Below are 21,513 nucleotides of genomic sequence, written 5' to 3' on the forward strand. Positions count from 1 at the left end.
GTTTCCATTAATCAGTTGTACTTGTTTTAACCCGTAAAAAGCGTTGAAGCCCAGGTATCAATGCCGCGCACGCGCTCGCCTGTGATTTAGCGTCTGCCCTAACTAACCTTTCAACCAACAAGAATAAAAAACATGAAAAAGACACTCGCAGTACTTTCGTTTGCTTCGTTGTTCACTTCGCTGGTTGCCGTGGCCGACACCGGTTATATCAACGTCCGTCATCAATATGCGGAACAAACCCGGATGCACGCCGACCGCGCCAAGTTCGGCATGCGCCTGGACAATGGCGTAGGCCTGGAAGGTGAACTCAAATACAAGACCGCCGGGGATCGTGAAGACGTCGCCTTCGACAACACCGTCGGCAGCGGCCATGAATTTACCGTCAACTACCAGCACAAGATCGATGATCGCTGGACGCTGACACCTTCGTTCGCCATGGAAAGCGACGAGGAATCCACCACCTACAAACTGGGCATGCGCCTGGGCTACAAAATCACCAAGGAGCTGAGCATCGCCGGCCGCTACCGTTACGATTCATCCAAGCTGGATCGCGACCAGATCGACCATGACGTACCGGACAACGGCCAGGACGATCAGAAGATCAATCGCTACGACGTCTACGTCAACTACGCGAACCAGGGGCCGTGGGCCTATGAGTATCAATTGACCTACTTCGATGCCAACTACATTCGTTATAACGGCGGCACCGACGACTATGAGCAGAATGCCGTGGTCAAGTACAAATGGGACAAACGCTGGGCACCGTTCTTTGAAGTAGGGGATATCAAAGTCAACTCGGTCGACAATGATCGCCAACTGCGTCTGCGGGTCGGTATTCAATACAACTTTTTCTAAGTTGTTGAAGCACCGGGATCAACTTGTGGGAGCGAGCTTGCTCGCGATAGCGGCGGATCAGTCAACATTGATGTGGCTGACACACCGCCATCGCGAGCAAGCTCGCTGCCACAGGAGGGCAGGGATTACTCGTTGTAGAACGCCTGCCGTTGCTGGGTTTCACGCAGGCGCATGCGGCTATTGCTCAAATGCAGGTACATGGCCGCCCGCGCCGCATCGACATTGCCGCTGGCGATAGCATCGAAGATCTGCTGATGTTCGGCGTTGATCCCTTGCAGGTAAGCACTGCGATCACTTTGCCCGGAGTAGGCGGAGTTCATGCGGGTACGCGGGATCAGCTTCGTGCCCAGGTGTTTCATGATGTCGATCAGGTAGTAATTGCCGGCCGCCTTGGCGATTTTCAGATGGAACTGGAAATCGGCATTGATGGTGGTGCCGGACTTTTCCGGCCCTTGCAGCAACGCCTCCAACGCCTGGGCCAGTTCGGCCAGGGCTTCGGGCGTTGCGCGTTCGGCGGCCATGCCGGCGGCCTGGACCTCCAGGCTCAGGCGAAACTCCAGCAGGCTGAGTACATCCGACAACGTGGCAATCGTCGCCGGGCCGAGGGTAAAGCCCTCGGGTGCCGGCATGTCCAGAACAAAGGTGCCGACGCCATGGCGCGTCTCCACCAGCCCCGCCGCCTGCAAGCGCGACAGCGCCTCACGCACCACCGAACGACTGACGCCTTCGGCCTCCATGATGTGCACTTCGGTGGGGAGCTTTTCGCCGCGCTTGAGCATGCCTTCGCGCATGCGCTGGGCAAAGCGGTCGACCAGTGTTTCGGCGAGGCGGCGTGGCTTGTTCAGTGGAGATAACGCTTGATCCGTCATCGGCTTGCTCTTGGGTGATCAGCGGGCATTATAGTGCGTTTCGCCGCGAGGTCGCGGCTATAATGCGCGATCGTCTGGCTTTTATGGAAAGGTGCAATGGACCGTGTCACACCCGATCGACGCCTGAGCATGACCCAGCAACTGGTGGTCGACCTGACGCAGCAGATACTGGCCGGCGAACTGCCTGCGGGCAGCAAGTTGCCCACCGAACAGGTCATCATCAAGGACCGCGGCGTCAGTCGGACGGTGGTCCGCGAAGCCATGTCGCGGCTCCAGGCCGAAGGGTTGGTGGAAACCCGTCACGGCATCGGCACCTTCGTAGTCGACACCGCCCGTCCCGGTGATTTCCAGGGCAGCAAACACGTCAAGGGTGGCGCCTACGACGCGCTGGCCGTCATCGAACTGCGCTTGAGCCTGGAAGTGGAAGCCGCCGGCATCGCTGCACAAAGGGCCACTGCGCAGCAGTTGCAGGCGATGCGAGAAGCGCTCGACGCGGCGAATGCCCTGGAGGCTGCCGATGACGAAAGCGCCCGGGTGGATTTCGAATTCCATTTGCAGATAGCCCAGTGCACCGGCAACAGCTTCTTTATCGATGCCATGGCCCATGTGGGCAACACGCTGATCGCGGTGGTGCAGCAGGTCGGACCTGTGGTGACGGACGAGAACCGGGCGTTGCTGGTTCGAGAGCGCGAGCAGATCTATGCGGCGCTGGCGCGGCGGGATGCGGAAGCAGCGCGGGCATCGATGCGGTTGCATTTGATCAATATGCAGCAGCGGGTTCGGGGTGTGGTGGAGTTGACGGCGCAATAACCTCCACCGCAGAACATTGTGGGAGCGAGCTTGCTCGCGATAGCGGCGGATCAGTCAACATTGATGTGGCTGACACACCGCCATCGCGAGCAAGCTCGCTCCCACAGTTTTTGATCTCGGGTGTGTGCAAATGCTTTATCCACCACCGCCCCCCTGTGGGAGCGAGCTTGCTCGCGATGACGGCGCTACAGCCCATGGCTGCTAGTTGCGCTTCCAGCACTCCGCAAACTTTGCACATACCCCGTAACGCTCATCCATCTGCGCCATTCTTTCCAAATGATGATCCACGGCTTCGACGGTCACGCCATTGCCGATGCGGAAGTACTCCACCATCATCGCGACGTCCAGATCGATCTCGGCTTTCTCCGGCTTGGCATTGGCGGTTTTGGGCAACGCCCATTGTTCCAGTTGCTCATCCTTCAACTGCCGCAGGCGCACCTGGTATTCCTCCTTGAAGCGTTCCATCGAGCGCGCTTTTTTCTGCGCCATGTCATCGCCAAATGTCTTCAGGTTTTCCCGGTACAGCGTCCAGTACTCAGCCGGCAGCTCGAAGCCGAGCTTGGCCTTGCGTTCGCTGATCAATGTGTCCAGTTTCTCTGGCGAATAAGGCTCGACTTTTTCCTTGGCCGGATCGGTTTTCACGGTGACGACCAGGCTTTTGTCGATGACCCGGTTCATCAGCTCCAGGCGATGGGGCGTGTCCGGGTAGGTCTTGGGAAACAGCGGATTGCGTCCGGCGCAAGCGGGGAAGTCTTTTTTCTGGATCGGGATCGGTGTGCGCACGTCCTTGCCGTCGACCCGTTGCAAGCGTTGCAACTGAGTCAGGCAGAGGTTCTTCTCGGACGTGAAGGTCACCTCGTATTCGGCATTGGCCTCGGGGGTAAAGTTGAAGCCCTTGCCGCACACGGCATAACCCGTGTTCATGTTGGTGCGCAGGTGAATCTGCTCGCCGGGCTTGAGCTTGACCTCAAGATAGCCCTTGGCGTTCTTCGGCGCCGGAACGCTCATGCCCACCCGCCGCGCGGTATCACTCAACAGCAGGTTGTTGAGAATGCCCGTGGTTTGCCCGTCGCAATGGGCTGCATCGAAATAGTCCAGCGTGGCGTTGCTGGTATTGGCGACGAACCGCAACTTGGCGGCGTCCGGTTCGATGGCGTCGGGGTAACTGCCGTTGACGCTGCAGCCGCCGAGTAATACAAACAACGCCGATAACGCTAACAACGAGGAAGAGCAGCGGGGCAGGGTGAGCATGGGTCATCCTTGATGGATCGATAAAGTTGGCAAATGCTACTGAAGTGCCACTATTGCGTCCATAACCTGCTGCTGAGCCGCAGGCCACCCATTATCTTCTCTACAAGGACTTATTGATGATCGACTTCAACAACAAAGGCTTCTTCAAGCTCAAGCAAAACGACGAATACGCCGAACGCGTCAAGGCCCTGTTGCTGGACGGCGAACAGGTCATCGACGCTTATAAGTCCATGCGTGATGGTGTGGTCTTCACCAACAAACGCATCATCGCGGTCAACGTGCAAGGCATCACCGGTAGCAAAAAGGACTTCACTTCCTTGCCCTACAAAAACATCGTCGCCTACTCGGTCGAAACCTCCGGCACCTTTGATCTGGACTCTGAGCTGGAGATCTACTTTTCATCCCTGGGCAAAGTGAAGTTCGAGTTCACCGGCAAGACCGCAATTGTGGAAGTCTCCAAGGTGATCTCCAAACACCTGCTGACCTGATCGGCAAACTCAATGCCCATCGCCAATCCGCCGTGGGCACTCAGGGCTCCAACGCCGGGCCCTTCAACTCGATCTGGTTGCCGTCCGGATCGAAGCAATAGATCGACCAGCCTTTTCCTTCCGCGCCATAGCGCATCTGGGCTTTCTCAACGCTCAGACCGGCGGAAGTCAAATGAGCGAGAAGGGCTTGTTCATCGAACGGTTCGATACGCAGGCAGAGATGATCGACGTTATGTCCTTGCTTCCCGGCCGCCGGCCCACCCTGGCGACCAAGGGGACCGTCAACCGCCACCAGGTCAATCATCGAAACGCCAGTGCCCAGATGAAGCATGCCTAGATCGTCCCGGCGCTTCTTGAGCTCGCAACCGAGCACCGACGTATAAAAAGCGAGGCTGCGCTCGAGGTCTTTTACACGCAGGACGATGTGGTCAATACGTTGAATCGTGAAGTTCTTCATATAGGCCTCCTGGTTCGGGGGTGGGTACTATGGGTTACTTCACCTTAGCCTCCAACGCTGGAATGTCATCGCAGAAGTCGGCCCACGGATGGGCTGCTGCCGTGTGAAATGCCCAAGTCAGACACAAAACCCTGTGGGAGCGAGCTTGCTCGCGAAGACGAAGGCACATTCAACACTGCATGTTCAGAAGACCGCTATCGCGAGCAAGCTCGCCCCCACAATTTGAGTGATATTGCCTGAGGCGATAGTTGTGACCGAGCAAGCGTAGGGTCGAGCAAACCTTTCAGAACACTGCGTCCGGGTCTTGATCCAGCCTTTCCACAGGCGTTGATTGTCACAGAAATTTCGCACGCTATCAGGGCTTCTGATACCGTGCAAAAAACCTGATTCAAGCGAGACTGAAAGCTTCTTGAATGGTTTTGATCAAGCGGTCGCCATCCACGCCTTTGTAGGCTTGAGGATTTGATGCAAGCTCGGCAGGCACTTGGTTAAGAAACGATTTCAAATCGAGCGCCAGTCGTTCCGGTAATTGGGCGATGCCCTCAGTGAGACCGACAGCCAGTACGATCACATCCCTGAAGTGCTTTTTGATATCGCGACTGTCCACGGCAATGCCTTGTTCAAGCAGCGCCTTCTTGTTAAGCCAGGCATGGGCTTTGAGGGGGACGAGCCGGTCGGCACCGATGTGGCTGATTTCCTGGGTGTGATCCACGCCGGCCAGCAGAAAGGTGTAGTACTCATCATCAAGAATGATCGCAGACAGGCTGGCGGCTTGTTCCTCCACGGGAATCTTGGTCATTCTGGCCGCTTCTTCATGCTCCAGGCCATCCGGCACTCGGGAAAACAGCTCGACCTGAATGGGAAAGGATTTGTCCTCAGGATTCTGGAAACGATAGAAAACCGGCGAGTCCCCATCGCTGTCCCCATTCTGGCGAATGGCATAGCCGCCGTCCTTGATGAACTTCCAGAACTGCCCGACGAACGCACGATCCAGTGCCTCGACGACCAGGACGATATCCAGATCCTTGGTCAGTCGAAACTCCTCACCCAGTTCCTCCATGGCAATCGAGGCGGCCACCCCGCCGATCAACACGTAGCTGCCCTGGAAGTCCCTGAAATACTCTCGAAACCGATCGACACCCACTACCATTTCACGTTCTCCATCATTTCATCCAGGCACATTTGCACGCGTTCGTCATGGTCATCCTTGAGGCTCAGATAGAGAGAGAATGGGTCTACCGTACCCGTGGCGATGTTGCTGCGTGGTGGCTCATAACTCCAAAACTGAATGCAGCACGCAGCATGGTTTGGCGGCACTTCAAAGTAGGGTGCCGTGCTCTCGAGTTTCGACTTGGCCGTTTTTGAAGTTGAGCCCCAAGCCCCGAATTCTTCCCCGTAGGCCGCAGTCGTTTCAGACTGCGCGCGGGCCCGAATCTGATCGAACTGCGTCGCGGTCATTGCAACGCAAGGGACTTTTGGGCTGGCAAGAAGGCTCATCTCTGCCAAGGCCGTTTCTCCCGCCAGCAGCATTGGGGTATCAAACGCCTCAGGAACAACATTGAGCCAAAGGGTTTTCTTGACCGGAGTGCGCATGGATTCCTTTACCATTTCCCAAGTCTCCTTGGGAGATAAGTGAAACAGGATCGCGGCCTCACCCATTTCCTTTCCTGGCTTAACAATGTCCAAGTCGGTCAATTCCTTGATCGCTCGGGTGACGGTCATTTTTGCGTAGGTAAAGGATTGCTCGAAGACTGCGCGCGTGATCAGGAAGGGGGGATGCCATCCTTTGATCAGGTATTGAATCAGCATGGCTTGGGTGGCGGGGCTCAGGACCTGGGGTTTTTCCAGGCGCTGGCGGTAGTACTCACGCAAATCCATGCCAAAGGCCGGAAGAAAAAGTTGATTGCCTGGCACGATGAACTGGACGCCTTTCTCCACCAGTCGCTTGCGGTCATAACTGGGGAGCGTGTCGGTGACGAAAATCATCAGGTCGCCTGTCTCGGGCAACTTGCTGTATGCCTGGAAGTTGTGGATGGCTTGAATATGCTTGGCGACATCCGCAACGCTGGCTTCGCGCTGCGGACGTTCCTTGAGAATGAGGCAGCCAGCCCCGAAGATTTCCGTGACGAAAAACTCGTAGCGGTCACGCAACGCATACGGAAGGATCTTGACGTTTTCCCACGGTTTCAAGCGCAGCTTCAGGCCTAACACGTTCTCTACGTAGACTTTGAGCTCGATCAGATCACGCCTTTCGGGGAGATCGTGGTCTTGGTGGGGGATGGTCATGGTCATTTGTCCATATCAGGATTTCAGCACGGTATCATGGGTTTTGATAGCGTGCAAAATTCATGATATTCCGCCGTGGATATTAGGTTCTATTCCTACTCCATGTTTCGATTTGGATTACGGAAATCTTCGCGTAGGTATTCGAGTTTATGCTTCTCGGATCTCATTGGTGTGATCCGTTTATTCTCAATTCGATGGGGTATGGCCCGGTTGCCCTTAGAGCTTCTCTTGCTTGAGCGCAGAAGTCTTCATAGCTTCGTGTGAGGAAGAGCCATTCCCGCTGGTGTTCAGAAGTGAATGTGCACAGCCACTTCGATGAGCCCTTGTTCGCCACGGCGGGCAGTAATAGTTCTTCCATCTTCTTCATTCGGACAGCGTCTTCGGGTGTCGGCATGACCGTCTTGGATGAAAACTTCCAGCTGACAATCACCGATACGGGGAGCGCTTGTTCCTCAGCAGGTGATAACGAATTCGTGCAGATCTGCTCGTCTATCTCGACGATTGCGAGGGCTTTTCCGTGGGAGGGGCCATCGTCGAGAAGTACGCTGAGTGCCTCCTGCTTTCGAGCTTTTCGATCAGCTACGCAACGATCGAACGCCTGGCTTTTGACCGGTCCTGCATCCAGGCATGGGTCCCGGCTGACGGGTTCGGGTAGATGGGGTTTGGGACTCGAACAGCCAACAAGCACTAAGCCCGCCAGTACCAATAGCCGGAGGCGGTTGTGCGCGCCCATCTGGCTACGCCCGAGATGTTGCTTGGTTTTTTCTGTGATCATCGGAATTATTCCTTTAACTCGGATCTGGTTCGCGGCGCGATTCTGCCAGAGGGATCTGAGCGCGGCGACCGATAGTGACTCCAACTTTCAGCGTTGGAGTCACTATCATTGGACGACCGATCACCAGCGGACGCCCAAACCATGAAAAAACAAGAACAGGACAGTTTTCTCCAAACCCTGAAAACCCGCTTCGAACAAAACCTGAACCGTCACCCAGACATTCCTTGGGCCGACGTCCAGGCCAAGCTCGAGAATAACCCCAACGCCCTGAAATCCCTCCAAGCCATGGAGGCCACTGAAGGCGAGCCAGACGTGATCGGCCTCGACCCGAAAACAGGCGCTATCATCTTCTGCGATTGCGCCAAAGAAAGCCCGACCGGCCGCAGAAGCCTCTGCTACGACCGCGCGGCCCTGGACGCACGCAAGGAAAACAAGCCAACAGGCAGCGCAGTTGAAATGGCCGAAGAGATGGGTATCGCCCTGCTGACGGAAGACCAGTACCGAGCGTTGCAGGAGCTTGGCGAGTTCGATGCCAAGACTTCCAGCTGGCTGGCAACGCCCCCTGGGCTTCGCGCCCTCGGCGGGGCGATTTTCGGTGACTTTCGTTATGGCCGGGTGTTCGTTTACCACAATGGCGTGCAGTCGTATTACGCGGCGCGAGGGTTTCGCGGGTTGCTGCGGGTTTGAGCCCATTCATTAGAGGGCGCTAAGGAACTGTGGCGAGGGGATTTATCCCCGTTGGGCTGCGTAGCAGCCCCAAAGCCATCCACCACGGTGCAATGCCATTTGAAAAATGCTAGCGATGCAGTCCGCTGTGTTTTTCTGAGGGCGGCAGAGATCGATCACTCGAAAACCAATCCCTCACACCCTTTGGCCTCAACCATCTTACTGAACCCCGGCAACCGCGCGACAAACTCCGTCTCGAACGCCAGATACCGATCCTGCGCCGCCACGTAACGAATCTGCGGCTTCACCCGCGCAATATCCTTGGAAGACAGCTTCACCACCTCATGGCTGCGCTGATTCCAGAACCAGGCCAGGGTGTGTGTGCCAAACGTATTGGCGCTGTAATTCCACACCCACCAATCCCCGTGCCCCCGGGCAACATGAAGCTGCCCATGAAACGTGCGCAACGTGATGACCTGCTTGGGCTGCGTGACCAGCAGGCGCGTGTCCTGGCGTAGTTCACTGCCGAAACCGTCCAACAGCGCTTTCGTCGTAGCGCCGGTCACGAAGTTGAAGCGCCACGCCAACAGCACCGTCTCCTGATAACCCGAATGCTCAACGTTCTGCCGCGCGCCTTCGCTGAACAGCAGCACCTCGTCACCCCCCAGGTAAGCCGTTGACGCCCTGAGTTTATAGCCCTCGGCAGGCATTGCCCGGGCGACGATGGCCGGGTGCGGAGGGTCTTGATTCCAGATCCAGCATAGCGGCCCATTGTGTTGCATGAACAGCAAGCGGCCAGGGCCGATGGGCAGGATCGTCAGTTCATCCGCGTACTCGAAAATCGCCTCGCTGCTGTGCGCCGTGATGCGCCAGATCCGCGTCAAATGCTCGGGTTCGTAGATGCGTTGACGTTCGAATATCGCCGAGCCCACCACCACGCAGGGTTGTTCAAACTCCGGCCATTGCACCCCGGCAGGCCCGAAGGCCGCGATCTCATCGCCTTGACGAACTTCGTATTGGTAACGGTCGTCCGCACTGTAATCGCCGCGCATGACCCGACGTTTCCACAGGCTGCGCTGGGCATCGGCATCGATGAGTTGCAAATCCGCACCGTCCACGCCGTCGGTCCGGTGTTCGAGCATGTCCTGCTCGGCGGGCGGCCATTGGTTGTAATCAATCAGGAAGCACAGCCACTGGTCTTCGTCCTGCTCGGTAATCGCGGCCCAACCGTTGCGGTAGTTGTATTCGTGCACATAGGTGGCGCCGGGGTAGTCATGGACTTCTTGCAGCCACTTCACCTTGCCGCGCTTGGGTTTGGCCGGTTTGCGTTCGGCGGCCGCAGGCTTGGGCGGCTCGATCAAGCCCGGCGTGAACCTCGGCTCAGTGCGCTGTTTTTCCCAATATTTGGCAAACGCCTCGCGCTGACCGGCCGGGACAATGACCGGCCGGTAATCATCGCCACCGGCGTCCAGGTTCCACAAGTCATAGCCCTGACCCGCCAACACCGGCGCCAGCGCCTCGAAGCAGACCTCGGGCATCTCATTGGACAGCTCATCCAGCAGCGCCTCGAAGGACGGCCCGGCAAACACGCCGATGTCGGGATAGTAGTGCTGTAACAGCGCAAGCAACTCGCCGCCTGGTGTTTTCCAATCGATATGAACCAACGGATCAAATTGCGATTGCATCACGCCTGTCTTCCTTGTGGTTTCTCTGCGGCCATCTTAGCTGCACACCGCCGAAGCCCCAAAGCGATGATAGGCCGGGCACAGGCCACTGTGGGAGCGAGCTTGCTCGCGATAGGGTCAGTTCAGGCAACATCAATGGCGGCTGGTTTACCGCTATCGCGAGCAAGCTCGCTCCCACCGGTATTGCGGTGTCGAACACCCGCCATCAAAAAAAAACCACTCGATCCCCTCAATCAAAAGCCATGGGTGCTCCAGCAAAGGTATCACCCCGCTTATCGCAGACATGATGGAACGGAGCACTTTGGGATTTCAAGCCGTCATCCGTCCGGATGCGGTTTTCCATTTGATTAGTCGACGCGAACCGCCTGGTCGTCATGGCACGACCCGGCGTATTAAGGATGAGTGAACAAAAATGAATAAAGTTTACCGAGTCGTCTGGAATGCCGTGATGGGCGCGTGGCAGGTGGCATCCGAGTTGGTCAAGAGTCACGGCAAAGACAAAAGCCGTACATCGCTCAGCCTCGTCATCGGCGTAGGCGGCAGTGTCTTCGCCTCGGTCGCCGCGGCGGGGGCGTTGCCTTCCGGCGGCAACATCGTGGCGGGGAATGGCAGCATTCAGCAAAATGGCAACAACATGGCCATTCACCAGGGCAGCGATAAGCTCGCGATTGACTGGCAGAGCTTTTCCGTCGGCAAAGGCAACACCGTCCAGTTCGTCCAGCCTGGCGCGGCGTCGGTCGCATTGAACCGCGTGTTGGGCTCGGATGTGTCAGTGATTCAGGGCGCGCTGAAAGCCAACGGCCAGGTATTCCTGGTCAACCCCAACGGCGTCCTGTTTACCCCCAGCGCACAGGTTGACGTGGGCGGCCTGGTGGCCTCCACGCTCAATTTGACCACGGAAGATTTCCTCGCTGGCAACTACCGTTTCAGTGGCAACAGCGCCGCATCGGTGGTCAACCAGGGCAACATCAACGCAGCGCAAGGCGGCACCATTGCCTTGATCGCCGCAAAAATCGTCAACGAAGGCAACATCACTGCGAACAAGGGCAATGTACTGCTGGGCGCCGGCAGTGTCGTGACGCTCGACCTGGGCGGGCCGGTGCAGTTGGAAGTGAAAGAAGGTGCGCTTCAAGCGTTGATCGAAAACGGCGGCGCCATTCGTGCCGATGCCGGCCGGATCCTGCTCACCGCCCGCGCGGCGGAAACCCTGGCGAGCACCGTCATCAACAACACCGGGTTGATCGAAGCGCGCTCCCTGGATGTCGGTGAGAATGGCTTGGTCACGCTGATGGGCGACCGGGGTGATGTGCAAGTCGCCGGACGCATCGATGTTTCCTCCAGCACTGCCAAGGGCGGCAAGATCGTCGTGACCGGCGAGCGCGTGGCCATCCAGGCTGGCGCCAAGCTCGACGCCACCGGGGCCAAGGGTGGCGGCGAAATCAATGTGGGCGGCAGTTGGCAAGGCAAGGATCCGACGATCAAGCAGGCCAGCCAGACCACGATCGCCGCAGGTGCGCTGCTCGATGCATCGGCCACCGACAACGGCAAGGGCGGCACCGTGGTGGCCTGGTCGGATGTCAAGAAACCGGGCAGCGTGACCCGCGTGGACGGCACGCTCAAGGCCACCGGCGGCGCCAAGGGCGGCGACGGCGGCAAGATCGAGACCAGCGGCGCTAAGTTGGCCGTGAGCAAGGCCGCCGATGCTTCGGCTAAAAACGGCAAGGGTGGCTTGTGGTTGCTCGATCCGGACAGTGTCACGGTAGGGCCGGGTGACGGAGGGTTGACGGGCGGCGCCAACGGACAAGACGTCACGGTCGGTTTCAACGCGATCAACACAGCCCTGGCCGGCGGCACTGACGTGGCGATCAAGGCCGACAATTCCATTCACTGGAACGGCGACTACACCCCGCTGAGCATCAGCGGTGAGCGGACGCTGACGTTGCAGTCTGGGCACAACGACGGCGGAACAGGCCGCTACGTCTTCGGCAATATCTTCCTCAACGGCGATATCGACGCCAGTGGTGCAGGCAATGGCAACAGCCTGGCGTTGATTCTCAACGGCAAAATCGCGCTCAACACCGACGTCAGTTTGAAGAGCAACGGCGGCAATATCGTGTTTGCCGGCGTGGTGGACTCCGATGCGGTTGCCAACAACCGCCAACTGCGCGTCGACGCCGGTTCGGGCTCGATCATCTTCAGCGACATGGTCGGCGGTAACAGCGCGCTCGGCTCCCTGTATGCAACCACCAGTGGTGCCGGCAAGACGTACATCAACGGCGCTAAAGTGTTCACCAGCGGCGAGCAGGTTTACACCGGCGCCGTTGAAATGGGCACTTCGCAGTTCCTGAACGCCGATTTCGAAAACGGCCTGGTCGGCTGGAAGACCTCCATAGACCAGTTCTTCACTGGCGTCACCGTGGTGGACGGCGTGGTATCGCCTGATGACCCGACACTGCCGACCACCTCGCCAACCAACGGCAATGCGCCGAGCGTGTCGCCTGGCGACCAGGGCGACATGAATTACAAACCCCTCACCCCGGTCGCCGCTGCTGGCCAAGGCAAGGACGGCGGCGCGGCGCTGCTGCTGGGGACCGAGAACAATTCCAACTGCCTCAACGCACCCGCCGGCTGCATCATGCGTGGCCCCTCGGTCGTGAGCGAGGGCACGGTATCGCTGGCGGCAGGGGAGAAGGTCAGTTTTGACTACAAACCGGTCGCGGGCGGCGATACCTACGATGTCTTCGGCTATCTGTTGAACGTCAATACCGGCGAATACCAGATCATCCTGAATGAAACGGGCAACGGTACGGGCGCGGTGAACTGGCAAAGCCATACGGCAACGGCTGAAAAGGCCGGCACGTACAAATTCGTGTTCGTTTCGGGGAGTTTCGACCAGACCGCAGGCAAGCAGGTCGGCGGCTCACTGTACGTCGATAACATCAAGACCAACACGTCGGGCAGCAAGGGCTTGCAAGGCAGCTCCATTACGTTCAACGGCAGCCTCAACAGCACCGACAATAACCTGGCCATCAAGGCGGACGATATCAACTTCAACGGCGGCGCCGGCAGCGTCACCGGCAACGGCAAGATCGCCCTCGAGACCAACACCCCGAGCAAAAACATTGCCGTGGGCGGCAGCACAGGCGACGCCCCCGGTTCGTTGGAGCTGACCGGCACCGACATCAGTGCACTGGGCGACGGGTTCACCTCCGTCAACATCGGCGGCGCGGACATGACCGGTGACATCAGCATCATCGAAGCGACCCGCATCAACGACAACCTTGTGCTCAACGCCGGTACCGGCAATATCCATATCAATGACCAACTGACCGTGGCAGACGCCCCGGGCACCGGTAACGATGACACCAAGCCGGCCCCGGTCCTGGTGTTGCAGAGCAACGGCGGCAAGGTCGACCAGACCGCCGGCGGCGCCATTGTCGCCGATGGCCTGGTGCTGCTGGGTGACGGCGCCGTTCATGATCTCGACAACGCGGCCAACGATGTCAACACGATCGCCAGCGACACTGGCACGGTCAGCTTTGCCGATGTCGATGACCTGACCGTCGGCGTTGTGACCATTCCCGATAGCCAGACCCCGACAAACCCGCAGGGCGTGCCGGTTGCCGGCATGACCCAGACCGGCGACCTGAACCTTATCGCGGACACGCTCACGGTCGGCCAGGCAGTGCTCACCCAAGGCGATACGAGCCTGACCGCCGACGAGATCGATCTCGCCGCGAGCGTTTCCGGTAGCGGCAGTCTCACCCTGCAGCAGAAGACCCCAGGCCTGGATATCCATGTGGGTGGTAGCGATGATCCGGAGGTGACCGGGCCTAACGATCCGTTGGTGCTGTCCGACGCTGACCTGGCCAATATCCAGGATGGCTTCGACAAGGTCGTCATCGGCAACGACAAGACCCGCAACATCACCGTTGACGATGAAGGCGCGACGTTCAAGGACGATCTGGCCCTGGTCGCAAACGGCGTCCTGGACCTGCTGGGCGATCTGACGCTCAAGGATCCCGAAGGCTCGGACGAGGACGGCGCGACCGGCAAGGGGCTGACGCTCAGCGTCGACGCGGGCAAAGGCGCGACCCAGGCAACTGGCGCGACCATTACCGCGGACGAACTGGCCTTGCGCGGCGAAGGCGACTTCAACCTGGGCAAGGGCGGGCACGACGTAGGTGTCATCGCGGCCGATGTCGGCAGCCTGAAATTCGTCGGCAACGGCAACCTGACGGTGGGCGTCGTGGACGGCACCGTGGGGATTACCTCCGATGAAGCGGTCACCCTGAAAACCGATCACGACCTGACGCTGGCAAAAGGTATCACCATTGAAAATGGCCCACGCGATGACGCCAACAATGGTCAAACCCGTGCCGACGACATCATCACCCTGGAAGTGGGAGGCAACGCCACCCAGTCCGGCGACGCTGGCGCCAAGCTGGATGCCAACGGCCTGGTGCTGCTGGGCGGCAATTACGCGTTGGGCAACACCGGCAACGTGATCGGCGATATTGCCAGTGAGGCGGGCAAGGTCCAATTCAACAACAGCGCAAACCTCAAGGTGGGCTCGCTGACCGCGACCCATGCCGACGGCACGCAGACAACCATCACCGGGGTGAACAACACCGGCGACGTCAGCATCGGCACCCAGGGTAACCTGGCGATCGACGAAGGGCTGGCGACCAGCGGCAACGTGTTCCTGAACATCAGCGGCAAGACCACCCAGGATGCCAACGGCAACATCACCGCCGATGGCCTGGCGCTCAAGGGCGGGGATTTCGATCTGCGCAACGCCAGCAACTGGGTCGGCGATATCGCCAGCCGGGCGAAGGATGTCAGCTTCGTTAACCGCAGCGACGTCACCGTCGGCAGGTTGACCGAGACGGCACTGGACGGCACCCAGCTGGATCAGATCGTCGGTATCGGCAACACCGGCAAGGTCCAGGTGGTGACGACGACCGGCAATATCACCCTGACCGAGAACGTCAGCACCACCAGCAATGCCGCCGATGCGATCGTGCTCAACGCCGGTCAATCCGCTTCGGCGGGCGTGGCCGCGGGCGGTGACGTGAAGGCCAACGCGGGCGTGACGGTGTCCACCGGCGCCGGCGGCCGGGCGGTGATCTACACCGGCAGCCTCGCCGGCAGCACCCGGATGGTGGATGTGGTCGGCAGTGGCAGCGGTAATTTCCGCTACAACAGTGACGAGCAGCAGAGCAATTTCGGCAGGGCGCTGGGCAATGCTGGCGTTCATGCCGTGTATCGCGAGCAACCGACGCTGGTGGTGTCCACGAACGGTACGACCACCCAGACCAAGCCGTTCGATGGCCGAACCACGTTCAATGGCGGCGGTATAGCCGGCTATGACGCCAACGGTCTGTGGAACGGCGACACCAAGCAGATGCTCGGCAATCCACTGTATTCGGTTGCGGATTCAAGCCTGGGCACGCACCTGATCACCATCGGTGGGCTGGCCGACCTCGGTTACTCGATCGTCAACAGCCCGGCCAACGCCAGCCTCACGGTGACGCAGTCGTTTGACATTGAAGCCGTCCGGCAGAGCGTCGCCGATGCGACACGCGTCGGCGCGCAGGTGACTTCGCCGCACGCCCCGGAGCTCAACCCGGCCCAACCGAAACCGGCTGACTGGTCTGATTACGGCGTCGACGACGGCGGTCTGTTGCTGGTTGACCAGGGCGGCACTCGTGCGAACGGCGCTGGTAACGGCGACAGCGATTCGGCTGCCCAGGCCGAGAACGCCGACAGCGAGCGGGAACTGGCCGGGACCGTCTGCTCCGACGGCGGTGTATCCGGCGGCGGCGCGTGTGCGGCCTACCCGCCGCAGACCGTTTTCGTCGTGCGCGGCGGTGTGCGCTTGCCGAGTCTGGCCATGCGTCCCTGATCCCTGACATCCACCTTTTCATTTGAAGGAACCCTTGGCCACGTCCCCGGACGTGGTCATGGGCTCAGGCAAGCCGAATTATTCGAGATTGATCCCATGCATAACAAACTGATGTCCTGCGCCGCCGGTCTGGCGTTGTTGTCCACTTCCCCGGCCTGGGCGGCGACCCTGCCGGCCCGCCCGATCCCCGACGCCGGCCGTATCCTGCAGGAACTGCCGATTCCGCAGCAGGAGCTGCCGCAAAGCATTCGCCTGGATGTAGAAGCACCGCAACCAACACAGGAAAAAGTCGGCGGCGCCAAAGTCCAGCTCAACGCCGTCCGCTTCACCGACAACACGCGCATCGACGAGGCCAGCCTGCAACGCGTCGTCGCGCCGGCCATCGGTCAGGCCCTTGACCTGGACGCGTTGCGGGAAGTGGCCCGGCAGGTCACGCTTTACTACCGCGAGCAAGGCTACCCCTTCGCCCGCGCCTACCTGCCGGCACAACGCATGGAGAACGGCGAGCTGACCATCGCCGTGATCGAAGGCCGCTATGGCAAAGTCACCGCCGTCAACGACGATGCAAAACTGGCCGCGCAGGCGCAGCCGTTCCTGGACGACTTGCAGCCGGGCGACGTGATCGAACGTGACCGCCTGGAGCGCAGCATACTGGTGCTCTCCGATTTGCCGGGCGTGGCTGTTCGTCCGGTCATCCGCCCGGGTGAAGCGCTCGGCACCGGTGACCTCAATGCCCAGGTGAGCAAGACCGAGGCCTTCGAGGGCAAGGCCACGCTGGACAACCACGGTAACCGCTATTCGGGGCGTAATCGCCTGACGGTACAAGGCGACTGGAACAGCCCGCTGATGCTGGGCGACCGGCTCAGCGCCGCGGTGATGGCCACCGATGAGGACCTGTATTTCGGCAGCCTCGGCTACTCGATGCCATTGGGCACCTCAGGCCTGCGTGGCAACGTGGGTTACGCCCAGAGCGCTTACGACCTGGGCGCCGAATTCGCCGACCTGGGTGCCAGCGGTACCGCCAAGGTCAGCAGCATCGGCCTGAGCTATCCACTGCTGCGCAGCAACCAGGCGAACCTCATGTTGGCCGGGCAATACCAGCACAAGGACCTTGAGGACAAGTACGAAGTGCTGGGCCTGAGCTTTGAAAAAAGCAGCAACACGCTGCCCATCAGCTTGCAATTCGACGTGAGGGACACGCTGTTTGGCGGCGGTATCACCTACGGCGGCGCGACGCTGACCTACGGTGACCTGAAGCTGGATTCGGCCCTGCGCGAAGGCGACCGTCAGACCGCCCAGACCGAGGGCGACTTCAGCAAAGTGAATGTCGACCTCGCCCGTCTGCAAGCGCTGCCGGCCAACTTCACACTCTTCGCCCGTTTCCTCGGCCAGTGGAGCAACGACAACCTCGACTCCTCCGAGGACTTCAGCCTCGGCGGCATCGATGGCGTACGGGCTTATCCGCAAAGCGAAGGTTCGGGCGACGAAGGCATGCTGACCCAGATCGAGCTGCGCTACCCGATCGACAAGTTCACGCCCTACCTGTTCTGGGACGCCGGCAAGGTGCGCATCAACCACAACGAGTGGGCCGATGAGGAAAACACCCGCAGCATCTCCGGCGGCGGTGTGGGCTTGCGCGCTCAATACGGCCAGCTCTCGTTCGACGCAACGGTCGCCTGGCGCCACTCCGGCGGCGAAGCGCAGAGCGATACGCGTCAGGAAAACCCGCAACTGCTCGCTCAGATCGGCTACCAGTTCTAATCGTTTCAAGGCTACCTGAAGGCATTGCTGGTCATTCAAAACGTTCAACAAACCTGTGGCGAGGGGATTTATCCCCGTTGGGCTGCGTAGCAGCCCTCAAATCAGGCACCTCGGTGTGTCAGGAAGATTGAGTTTGCTACTTTGGGGCTGCTGCGCAGCCCAACGGGGATAAATCCCCTCGCCACGGTTAAGTGAACAGCATCAACCAATTTAGCCATCCCGCCTGGGCTTTTGTCCGGGCACAGCCACCCCCTGTTTCCCCTCGCCACACGCCTCTGTGCCCCGCCTATAAAGTCCCGCATCGGTGAACGCCCCCAGACGGGACGACCATTTATCGCCGATTAATAATTTGATAGCTTCAGTTCTCACTTGATCTGCCGCTATATCGGTTTGTTGCCGGCCCCTGATTCCTCGGCCGGTAATTTCGCGACAGTGACCTGGCTAAACACAACAAGAGACCTGGCGAATGGACAACGGACGATACGCAGGGCAGGTAGCGACGGCGGGGCGCGCGGCGGCGTCCGACACGTTGCCGCATATTCTGCTGATCGACGATGTCCCTGAAGACATCCGCGCCACGCTCATTCTGTTGAAGACCCAGCCCTGGCGCATTTCCCTGGCCAGCGATGCCTACCAGGGTTATCAACGCGCCCTTGCCCTGCGCCCGGACCTGATCGTCCTGGATGTGCACATGCCGCAAATGGACGGTTTCAGCCTGTGCAGGCTATTGCGCGAGGCACCGGCCACCCGGCATACGCCGATCCTGTTTCTGTCGTCGGCCAATACGTCGTTGGAGCGCTTGGAAGGGCTGACGGTGGGTGCGGTGGACTACATCCCCAAATCCTGCGCCCCCGAGGAAGTGCTGGCGCGCATCAAGATCCACCTGCAATTGACCTGGCGAGCGCCGCCGGCCGTTCATGACAGCCCGGCCGATCCGGAACCGCAAGGCGATGAAATCGTGCTGCGCGCGGCGATGCGCCTGATCGAAAACCAGCTGGACGACATACCGTCCCTGGGCATGCTCGCGCAAAAAGTCGGCACTCATGAAAAACGCCTCTCCGCCATTTTTCGCGAACACCTGGGGATGACCGTGTTTGCCTACATTCGCGACGCGCGATTACGGCGCGGCCAGGATTTGCTCGCCGAAAGCGCCATGAGCGTGCAAGACGTCGCCGAACTGGTGGGCTTTCGCAACGCCTGCAATTTCACCACGGCCTTCCGCCAGCGAATCGGCATGACGCCCAGCCAGTTTCGCCAGCAAACCCTGGGCATCGCCGAAATCGAGTCGGCCGGGCGCGCCTGATGCGGCTCCTACAGCTTTTCTTGCTGGCGATAGGGTTGTTATCCACAGGCCCGCTGCGCGCGGCGCCTGTGGATATCTGCCAGGCTGAGCATCTGGAACTGATGCCTGTCCTGCGGGTTTTCGAGGACACTCAGGCCAGCTTGAGCCTGGAGGACGTCGCGCAGCTGCCCGACGTCCGCTTCAGCGCCGCCCCCCCGAACTGGCCATCCCAAAGCTATAGCCGCTCGGCCTTCTGGTTGAAAGTGTCGCTTACCAACTCAAGCGCTGTGGCGTGTTCGCGCCTGCTGGTAATCGGTGCGCCGCGCCTGGACGACATCCGTCTCTACCAACCTGTAGACGGGCACTGGCGTGAGGCCCATGCCGGAGGCACCTATCCCTTGGCCGAATGGCCCCAGCCGGCGGCGCGTCAGCCGGCGTTTCCAGTGTCGTTGGCGGCGGGGGAGAGCGTGACGGTGTTTGTCCGGGTGACGAGCCATTTTCAGCTGTTGCTGGAGCCGGAACTGTGGTCCGAACCGGCGCTGCTGCGCAGTCAGCAACAGACTTACCTGAGCGACGGGCTCACCCTTGGCATCGTCCTGCTGGTCGTGCCGTTCGGCCTGATCGTTGGCGGGATCCTGCGCTCCCGACTGTTGACTGTGAATGCGGGCGCGGTGATGAGTTACATCCTGCTGACCTGCATCCTCAACGGCTACCTGATCTACTGGCCCGCCGCGCTGGGTTGGACACGGGAGCTGCTGACCTGCGCCAGCGCCATCTCGTTCGTCCTGTTCCTCGCCTACTTCCGCGTGCTGTTGCAGGTGTCCGTCCTGCCCAAAGTCATTGGCTGGAGCTATTGGCTGCCGCTGTCGGGTTGTGTGCTCGGGCGACTCTGGTGGTTGAAAGTCGATCCCGTCCAGGGCGCGCAGATCGTCCAGATATCCCTCCTGAGTTTCTACGGGGTGCTGTTCGTCACGCTGTTCATGGCCTGGCGCAGACGACTGAGCTACAGCTGGCTGGCCTGGCTGGTGTCGGGGCTCTTGCTTGCACAATTGCTGATGCGGATGCTTTTCCCCCAGGAACAATTGCCCTGGCAGTCGCCCCAAAGCAAATACAGCTTATCGTCCACACTACCGGGCGTGATGTTGCTGGTGTGCACGTTAATCATGGAAGTGGCCCGCAGCCGCAACCGCGAAAAAAACGCCCTGTCCACGCTCGAACAACAACGCCAAGCCGAGCACGAACGCCTGGAAAGCACCGTGGCGCTGCGCACGTCGCAGTTGCGCGACTCCCTGGCGGCCCGCAGCGCATTGATGGCCCGCATCAGCCACGACCTGCGTTCGCCGCTGGTGCGCATCATCGACTACGCGCGTCTGTTGCATGCCGGACCGAACCGCGACTATCAAGCCACCATCGAGCGCAACGCCCGCCAGCAACTGGAGCTGATCGACGAGATGCTCGAGTTTTCCCGTGGCGAGTTGGAGCAGATGCAACTGACCCTTGCGCCGGGCTACCTGTACGGCTTCCTCAAAGAGGTCGTAGACGAAGCGGGCTTTCTCGCCGCACGCCAGGGCAACACCTTCGAGGCTGTGCTGGCGGATGACTTGCCGCCACTGGTGGAGGCCGACTTCAAACGCCTTCGGCAGGTCCTCATGAACCTCTTGGCGAACGCGGCGAAATTCACCCGCAAAGGCCAGATCCGTTTTGCAGTGAGTGCGGGCCCAGGCGCCGCCGCCGACAGCGTGGAGCTGCATTTCAGCGTGATCGACAGCGGCATCGGCATCGACCCGCAAGAGTTCGAACAACTGCTGCAACCGTTCCGTCGCGGTCGTAATGCGCAGCGCTATGAAGGCAGCGGGCTGGGCTTGTCCATCGTTACGCAATTGCTGGAACGCATGGACAGCCGCCTCGAACCCCAGGCCACCGAGCAGGGCAGCCACTTCAGTTTTCGCCTGCAACTCAAATGCGCCGAGGAACACGACCTCGAAAACGGCATTGTCGACAACAACGCCACGCCGTTTGACGGCACCGGCCAGCATGTCCTGCTGGTGGACGACATCGAGCAGAACAGCGAATGGCTCTATGACCTGCTGGCCGGCTACGGGTTTGACGTGAGCATGGCGGCCAGCGGCGAAGAGGCCTTGGCCTGCCTGGCGCAACAGCCGATTGACCTGATGATCAGCGACCAGATGATGCCCGGCATGGACGGCTGGGAATTGCTGCGACAGGTGCGCGAGCGCTGGCATGACCTGCCCGTGATGCTTTATTCGGCGGTGCCGCCACGCAGGCCGCAGGGTTATCCAGAGGACCTGGAGTTTAATGCGGCACTGCTCAAGCCCGCCGACAGCCGCGAATTGCTGGCGTGGGTCAAGGCCCTGGCCAGCCCGGACACAGCGCGTCGCGTGCTGGCTCGGGAGTTCTAG

15 protein-coding genes are annotated in these 21,513 nt (G+C 60.0%); 8 read left to right on the forward strand and 7 right to left on the reverse strand.

Annotated elements, in window-relative coordinates; translation table 11 throughout:
• Positions 1-132: 132 nt before the first annotated feature.
• Positions 133-855 (forward strand): oligogalacturonate-specific porin KdgM family protein, encoded by a 723-nt coding sequence (locus tag LOY70_RS05080; RefSeq protein WP_265033885.1) that lies wholly within the window; start codon positions 133-135, stop codon positions 853-855.
• A gap of 125 nt (positions 856-980) precedes the next feature.
• Here LOY70_RS05080 and LOY70_RS05085 read toward each other — a convergent pair whose 3' ends face one another.
• Entirely contained in the window at positions 981-1,724 is a 744-nt protein-coding gene (locus LOY70_RS05085; RefSeq protein WP_265033886.1) for a FadR/GntR family transcriptional regulator, read from the reverse strand.
• Positions 1,725-1,820: 96 nt separating this feature from the next.
• Here LOY70_RS05085 and LOY70_RS05090 point away from each other — a divergent pair, with 96 nt between their 5' ends.
• Positions 1,821-2,534 carry a FadR/GntR family transcriptional regulator gene (locus LOY70_RS05090; RefSeq protein WP_265033888.1) on the forward strand — a complete coding sequence of 238 codons (714 nt, stop codon included), beginning with the start codon at positions 1,821-1,823 and terminating at the stop codon, positions 2,532-2,534.
• 201 nt (positions 2,535-2,735) lie between these two features.
• Here the strand turns inward: LOY70_RS05090 and LOY70_RS05095 are convergent, their stop codons facing one another.
• Positions 2,736-3,785, reverse strand: a complete 1,050-nt coding sequence (locus LOY70_RS05095) for a hypothetical protein (RefSeq protein ID WP_265033890.1) — start codon at positions 3,783-3,785, stop codon at positions 2,736-2,738.
• A 116-nt stretch (positions 3,786-3,901) separates the two neighbouring features.
• Between LOY70_RS05095 and LOY70_RS05100 the strand changes: the two genes are divergently transcribed.
• Positions 3,902-4,273, forward strand: coding sequence for a PH domain-containing protein (locus LOY70_RS05100; RefSeq protein ID WP_265033892.1), 372 nt, complete (start codon positions 3,902-3,904; stop codon positions 4,271-4,273).
• A gap of 40 nt (positions 4,274-4,313) precedes the next feature.
• Here the strand turns inward: LOY70_RS05100 and LOY70_RS05105 are convergent, their stop codons facing one another.
• The 4 genes from LOY70_RS05105 to LOY70_RS05120 form a co-directional block, all read right to left on the reverse strand.
• Positions 4,314-4,730, reverse strand: coding sequence for a VOC family protein (locus LOY70_RS05105; protein ID WP_265033893.1), 417 nt, complete (start codon positions 4,728-4,730; stop codon positions 4,314-4,316).
• 388 nt (positions 4,731-5,118) lie between these two features.
• A complete protein-coding gene (locus LOY70_RS05110; RefSeq protein ID WP_265033895.1) occupies positions 5,119-5,823 on the reverse strand; it encodes a hypothetical protein in 705 nt (234 codons plus the stop codon).
• Positions 5,824-5,873: 50 nt separating this feature from the next.
• A complete protein-coding gene (locus LOY70_RS05115; protein WP_265033897.1) occupies positions 5,874-7,016 on the reverse strand; it encodes a hypothetical protein in 1,143 nt (380 codons plus the stop codon).
• A 163-nt stretch (positions 7,017-7,179) separates the two neighbouring features.
• A complete protein-coding gene (locus LOY70_RS05120) occupies positions 7,180-7,791 on the reverse strand; it encodes a DUF695 domain-containing protein (protein WP_265033899.1) in 612 nt (203 codons plus the stop codon).
• A gap of 141 nt (positions 7,792-7,932) precedes the next feature.
• On the opposite strand from LOY70_RS05120, the gene LOY70_RS05125 reads away from it, so the two are divergent.
• A complete protein-coding gene (locus LOY70_RS05125; RefSeq protein ID WP_265033901.1) occupies positions 7,933-8,478 on the forward strand; it encodes a DUF4256 domain-containing protein in 546 nt (181 codons plus the stop codon).
• Positions 8,479-8,633: 155 nt separating this feature from the next.
• Here LOY70_RS05125 and LOY70_RS05130 read toward each other — a convergent pair whose 3' ends face one another.
• On the reverse strand, positions 8,634-10,142 hold the full coding sequence (locus LOY70_RS05130; RefSeq protein ID WP_265033903.1) for a hypothetical protein: 1,509 nt from the start codon (positions 10,140-10,142) through the stop codon (positions 8,634-8,636).
• Between the two features lie 412 nt (positions 10,143-10,554).
• On the opposite strand from LOY70_RS05130, the gene LOY70_RS05135 reads away from it, so the two are divergent.
• The 4 genes from LOY70_RS05135 to LOY70_RS05150 all read left to right on the forward strand — a co-directional run bounded on the left by LOY70_RS05135 (position 10,555) and on the right by LOY70_RS05150 (position 21,513).
• The gene (locus LOY70_RS05135) at positions 10,555-16,050 is read left to right on the forward strand and encodes a filamentous hemagglutinin N-terminal domain-containing protein (protein WP_265033905.1); all 5,496 of its coding nucleotides are present in this window, start codon (positions 10,555-10,557) and stop codon (positions 16,048-16,050) included.
• 96 nt (positions 16,051-16,146) lie between these two features.
• Complete coding sequence (locus LOY70_RS05140; RefSeq protein ID WP_265033906.1) at positions 16,147-17,811, forward strand: ShlB/FhaC/HecB family hemolysin secretion/activation protein; 1,665 nt, start codon at positions 16,147-16,149, stop codon at positions 17,809-17,811.
• A gap of 466 nt (positions 17,812-18,277) precedes the next feature.
• Entirely contained in the window at positions 18,278-19,114 is an 837-nt protein-coding gene (locus tag LOY70_RS05145) for a helix-turn-helix domain-containing protein (RefSeq protein ID WP_265033908.1), read from the forward strand.
• Positions 19,114-21,513, forward strand: a complete 2,400-nt coding sequence (locus LOY70_RS05150; RefSeq protein WP_265033910.1) for a 7TM-DISM domain-containing protein — start codon at positions 19,114-19,116, stop codon at positions 21,511-21,513. Before LOY70_RS05145 ends, LOY70_RS05150 begins: the two co-directional genes overlap by 1 nt.

The sequence above is a fragment of the Pseudomonas sp. B21-054 genome (genome assembly GCF_026016345.1).
In the GTDB taxonomy this organism is placed as follows: Bacteria; Pseudomonadota; Gammaproteobacteria; order Pseudomonadales; family Pseudomonadaceae; genus Aquipseudomonas.